We start from the raw sequence: 15,480 nt of genomic DNA on the forward strand, positions 1-15,480 counted from the left end.
GTTGACCGCACTGCTGAAGCCCACCGGGTCCCCGGCGGAGCGGTTCACCTCGCGCGACCCGCAGGACTTCCCGGACCCGAGCACGGCGCAGGAGGACTGGCGCTTCTCGCCGCTGGCGAAGCTGCGGGAGTTCTTCGAGCCCTTCGAGCCCGACGGCGAGATCGTCGGTGACGAGCGGGTGCCCGAGGGCGCCCACGTCGAGGTCGTCGACCCGCGCACGCTCACGGCGTTCGGAACGGCCCTCGAGCCGGTCGACCGGCCGAGCGCGCTGGCGATGGCGCACGCCTCCCGCGGCCTGCACGTCACGGTCGACAAGGAGGCCGAGCTCGCCGCCCCCATCGTCCTGACGCGGACGGGCGTGCGCGGCAAGTCCTACACGCACCACGTCGTCGAGATCGGCGCCCACGCCAAGGCCACCGTCGTGCTCGACCACCGCGGCCTGATCCAGGTGGCGGCGAACATCGAGTTCATCGTCGGCGACGGCGCGCAGCTCGACGTCGTCAGCGTCAACGACGCCGACGAGGGCTCGATCCAGCTGTCGGCCTACGCCGCGCTGGTCGGCCGCGACGCCACGTACCGCATGGTCAACGTGACGCTCGGCGGCTCCGTCGTCCGCGTCGTGCCGACGGTGCGCTACGCCGGCCCGGGCGGTCACGCGGAGCTGCTCGGCGTCTCCTTCGCCGGCGACGGCCAGCACTTCGAGACCCGGCTGTTCGTCGACCACGCGCAGCCCAACTGCACCTCCGACGTGCTGTACAAGAACGCGCTGCTCGGCGAGTCCGCGCGCACGGTGTGGATCGGCGACGTCCGCATCCGGCCGAGCGCGACCGGCACCGACACCTACGAGATGAACCGCAACCTGCTGCTGTCCGACGGCGCGCGGGCCGACTCCGTCCCCAACCTCGAGATCGAGACCGGCGACATCGCCGGCGCCGGTCACGCGAGCGCGACGGGACGCTTCGACGACCTGCAGCTGTTCTACCTGCAGTCTCGCGGCATCCCCGAGGACGAGGCACGCCGGCTCGTCGTGCGCGGGTTCTTCGCCGACGTGATCGACCGCATCGGCGTGCCCGACCTGCAGCGGCAGCTGATGACCTCGATCGAGGCGCGCCTCGGATTCACCCCAGAGCTGGAGAGCGAGAGCAACGACAATGAGTGAACTCGTCATCAAGGACCTCACCGTGGCCGTGTCGGCCGACGGCACCGAGATCCTCAAGGGCGTCGACCTGACCGTCCGGTCGGGGGAGACCCACGCCATCATGGGCCCGAACGGGTCGGGCAAGTCCACGCTCGCCTACTCGATCGCCGGGCACCCGAAGTACACCGTCACCGGTGGTTCGGTGACTCTCGACGGCGACGACGTGCTCGCCATGACCGTCGACGAGCGGGCCCGGGCCGGCCTCTTCCTCGCCATGCAGTACCCGGTCGAGGTCCCCGGCGTCTCGGTGTCGAACTTCCTGCGCACCGCGGCCACCGCCACCCGCGGCGAGGCCCCGAAGCTGCGTACGTGGGTCAAGGAGGTCTCGGCCACCATGGGTGCGCTGGAGATGGACAAGGCCTTCGCCGACCGCAGCGTGAACGAGGGCTTCTCCGGCGGCGAGAAGAAGCGTCACGAGATCCTGCAGATGGAGCTCCTCAAGCCCAAGGTCGCGATCCTCGACGAGACCGACTCCGGCCTCGACGTCGACGCGCTGCGGGTCGTCAGCGAGGGCGTCAACCGGGTCCGCGACACGGGGATCGGCACGCTGCTCATCACGCACTACACGCGCATCCTGCGCTACATCGCGCCCGACTTCGTCCACGTGTTCTTCGACGGCCGGATCGTCGAGTCCGGCGGCCCGGAGCTCGCCGACCGCCTGGAGAACGAGGGCTACCACCGCTTCGGCGTCAACGAGACGGCGAGCGCCTGACACCCCCACCCCGCCGGTTTTGGCGGCCTGACGCAGCATGCTGCGCTGAGCCGCCAAAAGTGGAAGGACAACGATGAGTCTGGACGTCGAGGCGGTCCGCAAGGACTTCCCGATCCTCGCGCGCGAGGTGCACGGCAAGCCGCTGGTGTACCTCGACAGCGCCAACACCGCGCAGAAGCCGCAGCAGGTGCTGGACGCGATGACCGAGCACTACGCCCGCCACAACGCCAACGTGGCGCGTGCGGTGCACACCCTGGGCTCGGAGGCCACGACCGCCTTCGAGGACGCCCGGGACAAGGTCGCCCGCTTCCTGAACGCGCCGAACCGCGACGAGGTCGTGTTCACGAAGAACTCCTCCGAGGCATTGAACCTGCTCGCGTACTCCTTCTCGAACGCGACGACGTTCCCCGGTGCCGACCGCTTCCGCCTCGGCCCGGGCGACGAGATCGTCGTGACCGAGATGGAGCACCACAGCAACCTCGTGCCGTGGCAGCTGCTCGCGCAGCGCACCGGCGCCACCTTCCGGTGGATCCGCATCGACGACGAGGGACGGCTCGCCGACATCGAGTCGGCGATCACCGAACGTGCCCGCGTCGTCGCGTTCGTGCACCAGTCCAACGCGCTGGGCACGATCAACGACGTCGAGCGCGTGGTGGCCCGGGCCCGCGAGGTCGGCGCGCTCACCGTGCTGGACGCCTCGCAGTCCGTGCCGCACCTGCCCGTCGACGTGCAGGCGCTGGACGTCGACTTCCTCGCCTTCACCGGTCACAAGCTCTACGGGCCGACGGGCGTCGGGGTGCTCTGGGGCCGGTACGAGCTGCTCGCCGAACTGCCGCCGTTCCTGGGCGGGGGCGAGATGATCGAGACCGTCGACATGACCGGCACGACCTACGCCGCCCCGCCGCACCGCTTCGAGGCGGGCACGCCGATGATCGCCGAGGCGATCGGGCTGGGTGCGGCGATCGACTGGGTCACCGACATCGGCATGGCCGACATCGCCGCGCACGAGCACGAGCTCGTCACGTACGCGCTGGAGCGGCTGGCCACCGTCGAGGGCGTCACGGTCGTCGGGCCGAACACCCCGGAGTCCCGCGGCGCGACGATCGCGTTCACCGTCGCCGGCGTCCACCCGCACGATGTCGCGCAGCTGCTCGACGAGGACGGCATCGCGGTCCGAGCCGGGCACCACTGCGCGCGTCCGGTGTGCGTGCGCTACGGCATCCCCGCGACCACCCGCGCCTCGTTCGGCGTGTACAGCACCACCGACGAGGTCGACGCGCTGGTCGCCGGCATCGAGAAGGTCAAGGAGATGTTCGGACCGTGAGCGTCCCGCTCGAGTCGATGTACCGCGAGATCATCCTCGATCACTACAAGAATCCGCAGCACCGCGGGCTGCCGGCGGACTTCGACGCCGAGGTGCACCACGTCAACCCGACCTGCGGCGACGAGGTCACCCTGCGCGTCAAGGTCGCCGACGGCCGCATCGCCGACCTCGGCTGGGAGGGCGAGGGCTGCTCGATCAGCCAGGCGTCGACGTCGGTGATGAGCGGGCTCGTCGCCGGCAAGCAGGTGCCGGACGCGCTCGCGCTCGAGGAGCGCTTCCTGCAGCTGATGCAGTCGCGCGGCGCCGCCGAGCTGGACGACGCCGACGAGGACGAGCTCGAGGACGCCGTGGCGTTCGAGGGCGTGTCGAAGTACCCGGCGCGCGTCAAGTGCGCGCTGCTGGGCTGGATGGCGATGAAGAGCGCCGTGGCCGAGGCCGGCTGGGCCGGCACGACCGCGACACCGGACAAGGAGACGTCATGACCCAGGCACCCGCGGTTCCGTCCCGTGACGAGGTCGACGAGGCCATGCGCGACGTCGTGGACCCCGAGCTCGGCATCAACGTCGTGGACCTCGGCCTGGTCTACGACGTCGACGTCGCGACCGCCGAGGGCGGCACGACGATCACCATCGACATGACGCTCACCTCGGCGGCGTGCCCGCTGACCGACGTCATCGAGGATCAGGCGCACTCGGCGCTGACCGGCGGCCCGCGGCCGCTCGCGTCCGAGGTGAAGATCAACTGGGTCTGGATGCCGCCGTGGGGCCCGGACAAGATCACCGACGACGGTCGCGAGCAGCTGCGCGCCCTCGGCTTCAACGTCTGACGCACGCCCGATGGCCGAACCCGTGCCCGGCGCCCGCGCCGACGTCGACACCGACCTGTTCGACTACCGCAGCCTGCTCGACGACGACGAGCGCGAACTGCTCGCGCGATTGCGGGACTGGCTGGAGAAGAACCTCGAGCCCGTCGTCAACGACCACTGGGCGCGCGCCGAGTTCCCGCACGAGCTGATCCCGCTGCTGGCCGAGCTCGATCTCATGGGGCTGTCCATCGACATGACCGACCGGCCGGCGCGACGCCGGTTGCTGTCGGGCTTCGTCAGCCTCGAGCTGTCGCGCATCGACTCGTCCTTCGCGTCCTTCCACGGCGTGCACTCCGGCCTGGCCATGGGCAGCATCGCCGCCTGCGGCTCGCCCGAGCAGCAGGAACGCTGGCTGCCGCCGATGCGCCGGCTCGAGAAGATCGGGGCCTTCGGGCTCACCGAGCCGCACGGCGGGTCCGACGTCGCCGGCGGGTTGGAGACCACCGCGCGCCGTGAGGGCGACGAATGGGTGATCGACGGCGCGAAGCGCTGGATCGGCAACGGCACCTTCGCCGACCTGATCGTCGTGTGGGCCAAGGACGTCGCGGACGAGCAGGTGAAGGGCTTCGTCGTCGAGAAGGACATGCCCGGCTTCGCGGCGGCCAAGATGGAGAACAAGTTGGCGCTGCGCATCACGCAGAACGCCGACCTGACCTTCTCCGGCGTCCGCGTGCCCGAGGCGAACCGGCTGCAGGAGGCGAACTCGTTCGCCGACACCAACAAGGTGCTGCGCAACACCCGCGGGTCGGTCGCGTGGAGCGCCGTGGGCGTGATGACCGGCGTGTACGAGGTGAGCGCCCAGTACGCCCGCGACCGCGTGCAGTTCGGACGTCCGATCGGCGGGTTCCAGCTCATCCAGGATCTGCTGGCGCGTCAGCTGGGCAACCTCACCGCCTCGCTGGGGATGGCCGCGCGCGGCGCGCAGCTGCAGGACGACGGCATCTTCCGCGACGAGCAGGGCGCGCTCGCGAAGTCGTTCTGCACCACCCGGCTGCGCGAGAACGTGGGGTGGGCCCGGGAGCTCATGGGTGGCAACGGCATCATCCTCGACTACGGCGTCGCCCGGCCCTTCATGGACGCCGAGGCTCTCTACTCCTACGAGGGCACCCGCGAGATCAACACGCTGATCGTGGGCCGGTCGATCACGGGGGAGAGTGCCTTCACATGACCAGCAGCGAGCGCGTCGGTGCCGGAACCACCGGCAACACCGGCCGCACGATCCTCACGGCCTTCCGGATCGTGGCCGCCGTCGAGGCGTTGTCGTGGCTCGTGCTCATCGTCGCGACGATCGTCAAGTACAGCACCGACCCGCAGCAGGCCGGTGGCGTGAAGGTGATGGGCCCCGTCCACGGCGTGCTGTTCCTCTGCTATGTCGCGCTGGCGCTGTTCGAGGTGCGCCGCCGTGTTCCCTGGGACGCGCGCACCACGCTGGTCGTGCTCGCCGACTCGGTGATCCCGTTCGGCGGGTTCGTCGTCGCGCGACGCGCCGACCTGCGGGTCACGCCGGCCCGCGAGCCGGCAGCGCCGGTCGAGCGGGGCGCACCGCGCTGAGGCACAGCAGCACCGCGGCGGCGCAGAGGCCGGCGGCGACGTAGAACGCGAGGTCGTAGCTGCCGCGCAGGTCGCGGATCAGCCCCGCACCCGAGGCGGCGAGGGCGGCGCCGAGCTGGTGCGACGCGAAGACCCAGCCGAACACGATCGGCGCCCGCGCGCCGAAGAACTCCCGGCACAGCGCCACCGTCGGCGGCACCGTCGCCACCCAGTCCAGGCCGTAGAAGAGGATGAAGACCCAGGTGCCGGGCGCGGTGTCGGGTCCGAGCAGCGACGGCAGCAGCAGCAACGACACCCCACGGCCGGCGTAGTAGCCGACGAGCAGCAGCCGCGGGTCGACGCGGTCGGTCAGCCAGCCGGACGCGATGGTCCCGGCGACGTCGAAGACGCCGATGAGCGCGAGCAGCGAGGCCGCAACCGTCGCCGGCATGCCGTGGTCGTGGGCGGCCGGGATGAAGTGGGTGCCGATCAGCCCGTTGGTGGTGGCTCCGCAGATCGCGAAGGAGCCGGCGAGCAGCCAGAAGGCCGGGACGCGCGCCGCGTCGCGCAGTGCGGTCAGCGCGAGCACCGCGCTGTTGCCCGAACGGGTGGGCGGCGGCGGGCCCGGCTCGGCGTTGGTCGCCCCGTAGGCGCGCAGCCCGAGGTCGTGCGGGTGGTCGCGCAGCAGCACCGCGACGAGGGGGACGACGGCCAGCGCCGCGAGCGCGACCGTCACCGACGCCGGCCGCCAGCCGTGGTGCTCGGTGAGCGCCGCGACCAACGGCAGGAAGATCAACTGGCCGGTCGCGCCCGCGGCGGTCAGCACCCCGCTGACCAGGCCGCGGCGGGCCACGAACCAGCGGCCCGTGACGATCGCGACGAGCGCCATCGACATCGACCCGGTGCCGACCCCGACGCACAGCCCCCAGAGCAGCAGCAGCTGCCAGGCCGCGGTCATCCACACCGTCGAGCCGGCCCCCGCCGCGACGAGGACGAGCGCCGCGCACGCCACCGGACGGATGCCGAACCGCTCCATCAGCGCCGCCGCGAAGGGCGACATCAGGCCGTAGAGCGTCATGTTGATCGACATCGCGGCGCCGATGGTGCCGTGCGACCAGCCGAACTCCTGGTGCAACGGGTCGAGCATGACGCCCGGGACGGAGCGGAACCCCGCCGCCCCGAGCAGGGTCACGAAGGTGACCGCGGCGACGACGAAACCCCGGTGCACGCCGCGTCGGGCACCGTCACCCGCGGCGGGCGTGGGGACGTCGAGGTCGTGCAGGCCGGGCGGCTGCACGGCGGGGCCGGGGGCGCTCATGGCGTCAGTCTCACCGCCGCAGGCCGACCCGAACTAGTGGCAGGAATGCCGTTATGTGAAAGAATCATGCCATGTCCGTGCACCGGGTCGTCGTGCTCCTGCTGCCGCCCGTGGTGGGCTTCGACGCGACCATCCCGCCGCAGCTGTTCGGGGCCGCGGTCACCGACGAGGGCGCGCCGCTCTACGACGTGGTCACCGCCGGGCTCACCACCGACCCGGTCGTCACCGAGTCGGGGTACGCCATCGTGCCGTCGGCCGACGCCGGCGCACTCGCCACCGCCGACACCGTGCTCGTGCCCGGCACCCGCTACCACGGGCCGCGCTACGAGGGCATCGTGCCGGCCGAGCTGGCCGCGGCGCTGCGTCTCGTCCGCCCCGGAACCCGGCTCGTCTCGATCTGCACCGGTGCGTTCGTCCTCGCCGCGGCGGGTCTGCTCGACGGCCGCCCCGCCACCACGCACTGGGCCTACGGCGACGCACTGCGCACGCTCTACCCCGAGGTGCGCCTCGACGCCGACCTGCTGTTCGTGGACGACGGCGACGTGCTCACCTCCGCCGGCGTGGCGGCGGGCGTCGACCTGTGCCTGCACCTCATCCGTCGCGACCACGGCACCGTGGTCGCGAACCGGGCCGCGCGGCAGTGCGTGGTGCCGCCCTGGCGCGACGGGGGACAGGCGCAGTTCATCGAACGACCGCTGCCCGGGCCCGCGCAGGACTCCACCGCAGCGGCCCGGGACTGGGCGCTCGGCCACCTCGGCGAGGCGATCGACGTCGCGCGGCTCGCCGCCGAGGCGCGCATGAGCGTGCGGACGTTCAACCGCCGGTTCCGCGCCGAGACGGGACGGCCGCCGGGAACCTGGCTCGCCGAGCAGCGTCTGGAGCACGCCCGCCGGCTGCTCGAGGGCACCGACCTGGCCGTGGACGACGTGGCCCGCCGCGCCGGCCTCGGCACCGGGGCAGCGTTGCGACTGCGTATGCGCGACGCGGTCGGGCTGTCGCCGACGGCCTACCGCCGGCGGTTCCGCGGCACGCCCACCGGCGACGGATCCGGTCAGCCGAGGTCGTCGCTGCCGAAGGTGTCGCAGCGCGACGGCGCGCCGGTGCGGTAGCCGGTCAGCAACCACTTCTCGCGCTGCGCCGAGGTGCCGTGGGTGAAGCTGGAGGTGTCGACCTTCCCGCCGCCGAGGTTGCGCTGGATGAAGTCGTCGCCGATCCGCTTCGCGGCGTCGAGCGCGTTGGCGAGATCCTCGTCGCTGATGTCGGTGATGAGCGCGGGCCCCGACGCGGTCGGCTCGGTGGCGTGCTTCGCCCACACGCCGGCGTAGCAGTCGGCCTGCAGCTCGAGGCGGACCGAGTCCGACTTCGGGCCCGAGCGGGTGCGCACCTTGGCCTCGGTGCCGAGCAGGTCCTGCACGTGGTGGCCGTACTCGTGGGCGAGCACGTAGGCGTTGACGAACGGCCCGCCCGCAGCGCCGAAGTCCGTCCTGAGCTGGTCGTAGAAGTCCAGGTCGATGTACACCAGATCGTCCGAGGGGCAGTAGAACGGGCCGGCGCCGCTGTCGGCGGTGCCGCAGCCGGTCGACACGCCGCCGGTGAACCACACCGTGTCGGCCTCCTGGTAGCGCGCGCCCAGGGCCGGCAACGCCGCGGTCCAGTAGTCCTGGATCGAGTTGATGTCGGCGACGACGGCGCATTCGAGCGTGCGGTTGGCGTCGGCGCCGGTGCGGCACTCGCGCTGGACGTCTCGGTTGTCGGCCGTCGCCGGCTGCCCGTCGCTGCCGAGGCCGCCGAGGACGCTCGTCGCCTGCGACGCGTCGCCGCCCCCGCCGAGGAGCGAGACGAGCAGGTAGACCACCACGCCCACGACACCGAGGCCGCCGCCGGCGATGGTGCCGCGGCCGCCGGGTATGCCGCCGCCTCGGGTGTCGGACACCTCGGACGTGTCGAGGTCTGCGGAGTCGTTGTACTTCACCCGGTGACGGTATCCTCGATGCCGTGATCCTGACCGAGAGGTGACGCGCGCGCCGTCCGTATCGCCCGCCGCCCCCTCGTGCCTGGAGCCCCACCATGATCACTGCCCACGACCTCGAACTGCGTGCCGGCGCCCGCATCCTGCTCGAGCCGACGACGCTGCGCGTCCAGGCCGGTGACCGCATCGGCCTCGTCGGTCGTAACGGGGCCGGCAAGACGACGAGCCTGCGGGTGCTCGCCGGCGAGACGCTGCCCCACGGTGGCCGGCTCGAGGTGACGAGTCCGGTCGGCTACCTGCCGCAGGACCCCCGCGACGGCGATCTCGCCGTGCTGGCCCGCGACCGCGTGCTGTCCGCCCGCGGCCTCGACACGCTCGTCACCGACATCGCCAAGGCACAGGTCGCCCTGGCCGAACGTCCGGACGACGACGCGCTGCTGCGCCGCTACGGGTCGTTGGAGGAGCGCTTCACCGCGCTGGGTGGGTACGCGGCCGAGAGCGAGGCGGCGCGCATCTGCGCGAACCTCGGCCTGCCCGACCGGGTGCTCGCGCAGCCGCTGTCGACGCTCTCGGGCGGCCAGCGCCGCCGCGTCGAGCTCGCCCGGATCCTGTTCGCCGACTCCGGGGCCGAGCCGACCACCCTCCTGCTGGACGAGCCGACGAACCACCTGGACGCCGACTCCATCACCTGGCTGCGCGACTTCCTCAAGCAGCACACCGGCGGGCTGATCCTCATCAGCCACGACGTCGAGCTGCTCGACGCCGTCGTCAACAAGGTCTGGTACCTCGACGCCAACCGCTCGGCGGTCGACGCCTACAACGTCGACTGGAAGACCTATCTCAAACAGCGCGAGGCCGACGAGAAGCGTCGGGTGCGGGAGCGGGCCAACGCCGAGCGCAAGATCGAGACGCTCACCCGGCAGGCGGACAAGATGCGGGCGAAGGCGACGAAGGCCCGCGCTGCGCACCAGATGGACCGCCGCGCCGCCGCGCTGTCCGCCGGGCTCGCCGAGGTGCGCCAGCACGACAAGGTCGCCCGGCTGCGCTTCCCGGCGCCCGCGGCGTGCGGGAAGACGCCGCTCACCGCCGAGGGGCTGTCCAAGTCCTACGGCTCGCTGGAGGTGTTCGCCGGCGTCGACCTCGCCATCGACCGCGGCGCCCGCGTCGTCGTGCTGGGTCTCAACGGCGCCGGCAAGACCACGCTGCTGCGGCTGCTGTCGGGCCTGGAACCGCCCGACACCGGCGCGGTCGTGCCCGGGCACGGGCTGCGGCTCGGCTACTACGCCCAGGAGCACGAGACGCTGGACCACGACCGCACCATCCTGGAGAACATGCGCACGTCGGCGTCCAGCGTGGGGCGCGCCGACCTCAACGACACCGAGCTGCGCAAGATCCTGGGCGCCTTCCTGTTCAGCGGTGACGACGTCGACAAGCCGGCCGGGGTGCTCTCGGGCGGCGAGAAGACCCGGCTCGCACTGGCGATGCTCGTCACCGGCGCGGCCAACGTGCTGCTGCTCGACGAGCCGACGAACAACCTCGACCCGGTCAGCCGGGAGCAGGTGCTCGACGCGTTGCACACGTTCGCCGGCGCGATCGTGCTCGTCACGCACGACGAGGGCGCGGTCGAGGCACTGGCCCCCGAGAAGGTGATCATGCTGCCCGACGGCGTCGAGGACCAGTGGAGCGCCGAGCTCACCGATCTCATCACGCTCGCCTGATCGCTCCCGGCGCTCGCCCGTCCGCCCGCCCGCCGTGAGCCGCTACCGTCGGTCGGTGTGATCGAAGCGCTGATCGATGACACCCGCCACTGGCACGAAATAGCCGGTTGCCCGATCGGCCCGTGGGGCAATCGGGACATTGGGTCCGGCGTCGTCGTCGACCCGTGCTGATCGCGTCCGCATGATCTTGTCGCCCCCGCGCGCGGGGTAGTAGTACTGGCGCTCTCACGACACGCACGAAGGGGACGCCATGACCGCGCTGAAGAAGGGCGCTCGCATCACCGGCTCCGAGCGGACCAAGCTCGCGAGTGACCTGCGCAAGGCCTACGACAAGGGCAAGAGCATCCGCGAGCTCGCGGACACCCATGGTCGCTCGTATGGCTTCGTCCACCGGGTGCTCTCCGAGTCGGGCACGACGCTGCGCGGCCGGGGCGGCGCCACCCGCAGCAAGAGCAAGAACGGCAAGGCGCGCGTCACCAAGTCCTCATGAGGTGCCGGCGGCCGGTCCCGGCCGCGGCCGTGGTGTCCCGCTAGGCTCTCGGGCATCGACACCACCGACACCACCACGACGTTCGAGGTCGACCCCGCCGCCGGGCTGCGGGTCGAGCACACCACCGACCGCGCGACGATCACCCTCGCGCGACCCGACCGGCTCAACTGCCAGTCACCGGTCATGTGGGACGAGCTGACGCGCGTGCGCACCCAGCTGCCGGCGACCGTCCGAGTCGTCGTCCTCCGCGGGGAGGGGCGCGCGTTCTCGGCCGGGCTCGACCGCGAGCTGGTCTCGCCGGATCACCCGCAGGGGTTGCTGCGCATCCCGCGCCTGCCGCGCGAGGAGGCCACCGGCCTCATCGAGGGTTGGCAGCGTGCCTTCGACTGGACCTCCCGGCCCGATCTCGTCAGCGTCGCCGCGGTGCAGGGGCATGCCATCGGCGGCGGCTTCCAGCTCGCCCTCGGCGCCGACATCCGCATCGTGGCCGACGACGTGCAGTTCTGCATGGCCGAGCCGATGCTCGGCATCGTGCCCGACCTCGGTGGCACCAAGCGCCTGGTCGACCTGATCGGCTACTCGCGCGCCGCGGAGCTGTGCCTGACCGGGCGGCGCGTCGGTGCCGAGGAGGCGCTGCGCGTCGGCCTCGCTTCGGCCAGCGTGCCGGTCGCGGAGCTCGACGCCGCGGTCGAGCAGACGGTCACGGCGCTGCTCGCCATCGGCCGCGACGCCTCGGCCGAGACGAAGGCGCTGCTCCGTGCCGCCGCCTCCCGCACGCAGGACGAGCAGCAGGCAGCCGAGCGCGAGGCCCAGTACCGCCGGTTGCGGGCCCTCGCCGGGCTGCTCGGCGAGGACGGCCCCGGCGGCGCCTAGCGCGTCCGGACGTCCCGGGCGTCGAGCGCGGCGGCGGCTCCGCGGGATTTGTCCGACGGGCCGTATGCAGGCCGTGTACGGGCCGTATACGGGCCGTGTGCAGCCCGCACACGGGCCGTGTGACACCGTCGGATCGTCGCCTGGGCTAGGTTCGGCGACCGCGTCGGCCACCGTGCCGGCGCAGCGGTCGCGGGTCGAGGGCAGCCCGCACGCGCCGCCACGCGGGGAGGTCCGCACGCACCCGCCGGCCGACCGTGTCGGCGAGACGCCAGGCCGACGCCGCTTCCTGCGGACCCGCTGCCTCCGGGGCGTACCCCGCGTGGTCGAGGAGCCGGCCGAGGGCGCGCACGTCGTCGCGCACCGGCCGGGGCGCGCTCGCGGCGACCTCGCTCGTGGTGCGGCCGCGCGGCGGGTGCCGGCCCGCCTCGGTGAGCCGGTCCACCGCCTCGCGCCACGCGCCGTGGATCGCGTGGGCGGGCACGGGTGCGCGCCGACGTCGCCGTCGGCGACCGGCCTTGACCCCGGGCGGCGTGGCCAGCAGCAGCACCAGCACGAGCGCCGCGCCGCCGGCGACGGTGAGCGTGCTGCCCGAGCCGGGTCGCGTGCGGTCGGCGTCCGGCCGGGGTGTCGGCGGTGCCGGGGTGGTCGGCGGCACGCTCGGGGTCGGGGTGGTCGACGGGCTCGCCGACGGGTTCGCACCGGCGGGCGCGGGGCGGCGGTTCGCGGCGCTCGCGGGGCGGGTGGGGGTGGGATCGAAGGAGACCCAGCCCGCGCGGGCGAAGCGGACCTGGGGCCATGCCTGCACGTCGGCGCCGGAGATGGTGAACTGCCGGCCTGATTTTGCGTAACGCGGCGCAAATCCGAGGACGAGGCGTGACTCGTAACCGAGAGCACGCGCCATCACCGCGAAGGCGCTCGCGTACTGCTCGCTCGTACCGAGGTGCCTGCCCTTGGCCTGCAGCAGCGTCTGGATCTGGAAGTAGCCGCTCCCGCTCGGGGCCCGGTCGGTGTCGTCCACGAAGAAGTCGTCCGTGCGCAACAGGTTCTGCAGTCCCTGCAGCCGCACCGAGTCGGGGCCGCGCCCGCTGCGGCGCGCGAAGGCGGTGACCGCGGCCGGCACCGCGACGCCGCTCGCGCTCGACACCGGTCCGCTGCGTCGTACCGCATGATCGGCGGCCAGGACCGGCGTGGGTGTGGTCTCGGTGCCACCGCTGATCCGGTAGCGCGTCGGATAGGCCACGCCCCCCGGCACCACGATGTCGCCCGTCGTCTCGTCGACGCCGAGGTCGCCGCGGTCGAGTGCGGTCGGCCGGTCCGGACGCACCAGCCAGCTCAGCGCCCGCGGGTTCGTCGCGGTGACGTCGACGGTCACCGGATGCCGTGGCGGCGTCGCCTGCAGCACCCGGCCGGCCCGCCGGAAACGGGCGTCGCCGGTCCAGGTGCGTCCGGTGAAGTCGGGAAGCGTGACCAGCGTCAACCGCGGCACCCGCCGCGACGACGTCCCCTGCAGCCGCACCGTCTCGACGCCGCGGGCGAACGCCGGGTACTGCTGCATCGGGTCGGTCGCGTTGCGCGGGCGCAGCGGCGGGGCGACGAGGTTGCGGGCGTCGGCCGAGCGGGCGTCCACGGCGGGAAGGTGTGGGGCGAACGCGCTCGCGACGAGGGCGCCGGCGGCCACCACCACGGCGGCGGCGAGGACGCGCCCCGGCCGCAGCGGCCCGCGGCTCGCGGCGAGGGTCGCGCCGACGAGCACGATCACGGGCGCCGCGTACCACGTCGGGGGCGCGCCGACCCCGGCGTCCACCGCCAGCGCGGCGAGCAGGCAGCCGAGGGCCGGCAGGACGGCGAGCGCGCGGTGCCGGGAGTACGCGGCGAGCAGCGACGCGGTCAACGAGGCGAAGCCGACGAGCAACCCCACCCCGGCCGTCGTGGGGCCGGTGGGGTCGGCGGGCAGCGCGGACGTGAGCAGCCGGAAGGGCCCGGCGAGCACCGCCGTGCCCGGTCGTGCCACGGCCACAACCGCGCCGATCGCCACGAGCAGCCCGGCCGCGGCGGCGAGGACGGCGCTCGCCCCCACCCCCCGGGCGGCGCCGACGACCAGGGCCGGGGCGAGCGCACCGGCCAGCACGGCCGCGACGAGCAGCCCCGGGGCCATGTCGCCGCCGCCGCCGCCGAGGTCGAGGCGCCCGCCGAAGGCCGGCGCGAACGCGAGCCCCGCCGCCGCCGCGAGCAGGCCGAGCACGGCGAGCCGGACCGACCCACGGACCACCCCGGACGGCCCCGCGCCCCTCATTCGGACTGCCCGCCGGCCAGGTGGTTCCACCGGGTGACCGCGTCCTGCGCGTGCCGGGCGGAGATCACCGTCATGCCCGGCCGCCGGTGCATGCCCTCGGGGGTGGCGTCGCGGTCGCCGGTGAGCTGGACGACGACGACAGGGTTGAACCGACGCCGCTGGTCGGCCAGCCGCGGGAGCAGCGCGGGGTCACCGGAGGTCACCACGACGAGGACGCCGCCGCCGGGCAGCCGCTGGATGCGCTCGAGCACCCCGCTGCGCGAGTCCCGGTGCACGCCGACGGCGGCGAGCAGGTCGAGCGAGTCCACGGCGTCGGGGACGCTCTCCTCGTGCACGAGGTGCACCCGCACGGGCCGCCCCTCGAGCTCGACGGCGCGGTACACCGACGCGGCGACCTCGACGGCGTGCTCGAAGGTGACGCCGTCGGCGAGCGACACGTTGTCCAGCAGCACCGTCGTGGTGGGCTCGGTGGTGTCGATGTGCTCCTTGACCACGAGGTGCCCGACCCGGGCCGTGGTGCGCCAGTGGATGCGGCGCGGGTCGTCGCCGGGGACGTAGTCGCGCAGGGAGGAGAAGGTGAGCGTCCCGAGCCGGGCGTTCGCGGTCGTACGGGCCTCGAAGTCGAGGACGACCCCCACCGGCAGCGTCGCGGCCGGGTGCACCCGCGGGTGCACCCACAGCAGCGCCGGCGCGGCGACGCGCCGCGCGGCGCGCAGCAGGCCGAGGGGGTCCCGCCGCTCGACGGTGAGCGGTCCGAGCTCGACGCGGCCGCGACGCACCGTCGGGATCGGGTAGTAGACCGGCCGCGCCGCGCCGCCGGGCAGGACCCCGACCGGCAGCTCGACGGTGTCCGGCCCCACCCGGTCGACGGCGACGAACGGGACCGACGGCAGCCGCGACCGGTTCCGCACGTCGATCCGGCCGAGCGCCGGCTCGCCCACCGAGACCCGGTCGGGGTCGACACCGCGGGTGAGGTCGACCCGGGGCCCCACCACGATCCACGCCACCGCCAGCACGAGCACGACCGCGAGACCGACCGCGCAGACGGCGAGCAGGCGGTAGCCGAAGACCGCCGCGAGTGCGTAGAGTGCGAGGGCGGTCGCCAGCACCGTCCACCCGGCACCGGTCAGCGGCGCCCGACGGCGGCCGCCGCGTCGACCGGCCCCCCGGGTCGCGCCGCTCACCGGAGC

15 protein-coding genes are annotated in these 15,480 nt (G+C 73.2%); 11 read left to right on the top strand and 4 right to left on the bottom strand.

From position 1 onward, the window contains the following. Position 1: 1 nt before the first annotated feature. The 7 genes from sufD to BUE29_RS14365 all read left to right on the top strand — a co-directional run bounded on the left by sufD (position 2) and on the right by BUE29_RS14365 (position 5,650). The gene (gene sufD, locus BUE29_RS14335) at positions 2 to 1,159 is read left to right on the top strand and encodes a Fe-S cluster assembly protein SufD (RefSeq protein ID WP_073390948.1); all 1,158 of its coding nucleotides are present in this window, start codon (positions 2 to 4) and stop codon (positions 1,157 to 1,159) included. After that, the gene (gene sufC, locus BUE29_RS14340; protein WP_073390949.1) at positions 1,152 to 1,910 is read left to right on the top strand and encodes a Fe-S cluster assembly ATPase SufC; all 759 of its coding nucleotides are present in this window, start codon (positions 1,152 to 1,154) and stop codon (positions 1,908 to 1,910) included. The genes sufD and sufC overlap by 8 nt, the downstream gene beginning before the upstream one ends. Positions 1,911 to 1,983: 73 nt before the next feature. Then, positions 1,984 to 3,234: a cysteine desulfurase gene (locus BUE29_RS14345; protein ID WP_073390950.1), complete on the top strand. Its 1,251-nt coding sequence runs from the start codon at positions 1,984 to 1,986 to the stop codon at positions 3,232 to 3,234. 17 nt (positions 3,235 to 3,251) lie between these two features. Beyond that, positions 3,252 to 3,716, top strand: coding sequence for a Fe-S cluster assembly sulfur transfer protein SufU (sufU, locus tag BUE29_RS14350; RefSeq protein WP_073391194.1), 465 nt, complete (start codon positions 3,252 to 3,254; stop codon positions 3,714 to 3,716). Next, positions 3,713 to 4,060 (top strand): metal-sulfur cluster assembly factor, encoded by a 348-nt coding sequence (locus BUE29_RS14355; protein ID WP_073390951.1) that lies wholly within the window; start codon positions 3,713 to 3,715, stop codon positions 4,058 to 4,060. The genes sufU and BUE29_RS14355 overlap by 4 nt, the downstream gene beginning before the upstream one ends. 10 nt (positions 4,061 to 4,070) lie before the next feature. After that, on the top strand, positions 4,071 to 5,267 hold the full coding sequence (locus tag BUE29_RS14360; RefSeq protein WP_073390952.1) for an acyl-CoA dehydrogenase family protein: 1,197 nt from the start codon (positions 4,071 to 4,073) through the stop codon (positions 5,265 to 5,267). After that, the gene (locus BUE29_RS14365) at positions 5,264 to 5,650 is read left to right on the top strand and encodes a DUF3817 domain-containing protein (RefSeq protein ID WP_084181044.1); all 387 of its coding nucleotides are present in this window, start codon (positions 5,264 to 5,266) and stop codon (positions 5,648 to 5,650) included. The genes BUE29_RS14360 and BUE29_RS14365 overlap by 4 nt, the downstream gene beginning before the upstream one ends. Here the strand turns inward: BUE29_RS14365 and BUE29_RS14370 are convergent. Further along, positions 5,598 to 6,947, bottom strand: a complete 1,350-nt coding sequence (locus BUE29_RS14370) for an MFS transporter (RefSeq protein WP_084181045.1) — start codon at positions 6,945 to 6,947, stop codon at positions 5,598 to 5,600. The two genes, BUE29_RS14365 and BUE29_RS14370, sit on opposite strands and share 53 nt — an antisense overlap. A gap of 71 nt (positions 6,948 to 7,018) precedes the next feature. Between BUE29_RS14370 and BUE29_RS14375 the strand changes: the two genes are divergently transcribed. Beyond that, on the top strand, positions 7,019 to 8,056 hold the full coding sequence (locus BUE29_RS14375) for a GlxA family transcriptional regulator (protein ID WP_073390953.1): 1,038 nt from the start codon (positions 7,019 to 7,021) through the stop codon (positions 8,054 to 8,056). On the opposite strand, the gene ypfJ is transcribed toward BUE29_RS14375, so the two are convergent. Continuing rightward, on the bottom strand, positions 7,999 to 8,919 hold the full coding sequence (ypfJ, locus tag BUE29_RS14380) for a KPN_02809 family neutral zinc metallopeptidase (RefSeq protein WP_073390954.1): 921 nt from the start codon (positions 8,917 to 8,919) through the stop codon (positions 7,999 to 8,001). The genes BUE29_RS14375 and ypfJ overlap by 58 nt on opposite strands. Positions 8,920 to 9,014: 95 nt before the next feature. Between ypfJ and BUE29_RS14385 the strand changes: the two genes are divergently transcribed. From BUE29_RS14385 to BUE29_RS14395, 3 genes are all read left to right on the top strand, one after another. Beyond that, on the top strand, positions 9,015 to 10,634 hold the full coding sequence (locus BUE29_RS14385; protein WP_073390955.1) for an ABC-F family ATP-binding cassette domain-containing protein: 1,620 nt from the start codon (positions 9,015 to 9,017) through the stop codon (positions 10,632 to 10,634). A 250-nt stretch (positions 10,635 to 10,884) separates the two neighbouring features. After that, the gene (locus BUE29_RS14390; RefSeq protein ID WP_073390956.1) at positions 10,885 to 11,124 is read left to right on the top strand and encodes a helix-turn-helix domain-containing protein; all 240 of its coding nucleotides are present in this window, start codon (positions 10,885 to 10,887) and stop codon (positions 11,122 to 11,124) included. A 54-nt stretch (positions 11,125 to 11,178) separates the two neighbouring features. Continuing rightward, positions 11,179 to 11,997: an enoyl-CoA hydratase/isomerase family protein gene (locus tag BUE29_RS14395; RefSeq protein WP_084181046.1), complete on the top strand. Its 819-nt coding sequence runs from the start codon at positions 11,179 to 11,181 to the stop codon at positions 11,995 to 11,997. A gap of 145 nt (positions 11,998 to 12,142) precedes the next feature. Here BUE29_RS14395 and BUE29_RS14400 read toward each other — a convergent pair whose 3' ends face one another. Together BUE29_RS14400 and BUE29_RS14405 are read right to left on the bottom strand one after the other, a co-directional pair. Then, a complete protein-coding gene (locus BUE29_RS14400; RefSeq protein WP_143168176.1) occupies positions 12,143 to 14,290 on the bottom strand; it encodes a transglutaminaseTgpA domain-containing protein in 2,148 nt (715 codons plus the stop codon). After that, positions 14,287 to 15,474 carry a DUF58 domain-containing protein gene (locus tag BUE29_RS14405; RefSeq protein ID WP_200800191.1) on the bottom strand — a complete coding sequence of 396 codons (1,188 nt, stop codon included), beginning with the start codon at positions 15,472 to 15,474 and terminating at the stop codon, positions 14,287 to 14,289. Before BUE29_RS14405 ends, BUE29_RS14400 begins: the two co-directional genes overlap by 4 nt. Positions 15,475 to 15,480 lie beyond the last annotated feature (6 nt).

The sequence above is a fragment of the Jatrophihabitans endophyticus genome, from assembly GCF_900129455.1.
Classification (GTDB): Bacteria; Actinomycetota; Actinomycetes; order Mycobacteriales; family Jatrophihabitantaceae; genus Jatrophihabitans; species Jatrophihabitans endophyticus.

What these genes read in the sequence shown, in the direction of transcription:
- sufC (WP_073390949.1), top strand. Translation starts at nt 1,152, where the DNA reads ATGAGTGAACTCGTCATCAAGGACCTCACCGTGGCCGTGTCGGCCGAC.
- BUE29_RS14345 (WP_073390950.1), top strand. Translation starts at nt 1,984, where the DNA reads ATGAGTCTGGACGTCGAGGCGGTCCGCAAGGACTTCCCGATCCTCGCG.
- sufU (WP_073391194.1), top strand. Translation starts at nt 3,252, where the DNA reads ATGTACCGCGAGATCATCCTCGATCACTACAAGAATCCGCAGCACCGC.
- BUE29_RS14355 (WP_073390951.1), top strand. Translation starts at nt 3,713, where the DNA reads ATGACCCAGGCACCCGCGGTTCCGTCCCGTGACGAGGTCGACGAGGCC.
- BUE29_RS14360 (WP_073390952.1), top strand. Translation starts at nt 4,071, where the DNA reads ATGGCCGAACCCGTGCCCGGCGCCCGCGCCGACGTCGACACCGACCTG.
- BUE29_RS14365 (WP_084181044.1), top strand. Translation starts at nt 5,264, where the DNA reads ATGACCAGCAGCGAGCGCGTCGGTGCCGGAACCACCGGCAACACCGGC.
- BUE29_RS14370 (WP_084181045.1), bottom strand. Translation starts at nt 6,947, where the DNA reads ATGAGCGCCCCCGGCCCCGCCGTGCAGCCGCCCGGCCTGCACGACCTC.
- BUE29_RS14375 (WP_073390953.1), top strand. Translation starts at nt 7,019, where the DNA reads ATGTCCGTGCACCGGGTCGTCGTGCTCCTGCTGCCGCCCGTGGTGGGC.
- BUE29_RS14385 (WP_073390955.1), top strand. Translation starts at nt 9,015, where the DNA reads ATGATCACTGCCCACGACCTCGAACTGCGTGCCGGCGCCCGCATCCTG.
- BUE29_RS14390 (WP_073390956.1), top strand. Translation starts at nt 10,885, where the DNA reads ATGACCGCGCTGAAGAAGGGCGCTCGCATCACCGGCTCCGAGCGGACC.
- BUE29_RS14400 (WP_143168176.1), bottom strand. Translation starts at nt 14,290, where the DNA reads ATGAGGGGCGCGGGGCCGTCCGGGGTGGTCCGTGGGTCGGTCCGGCTC.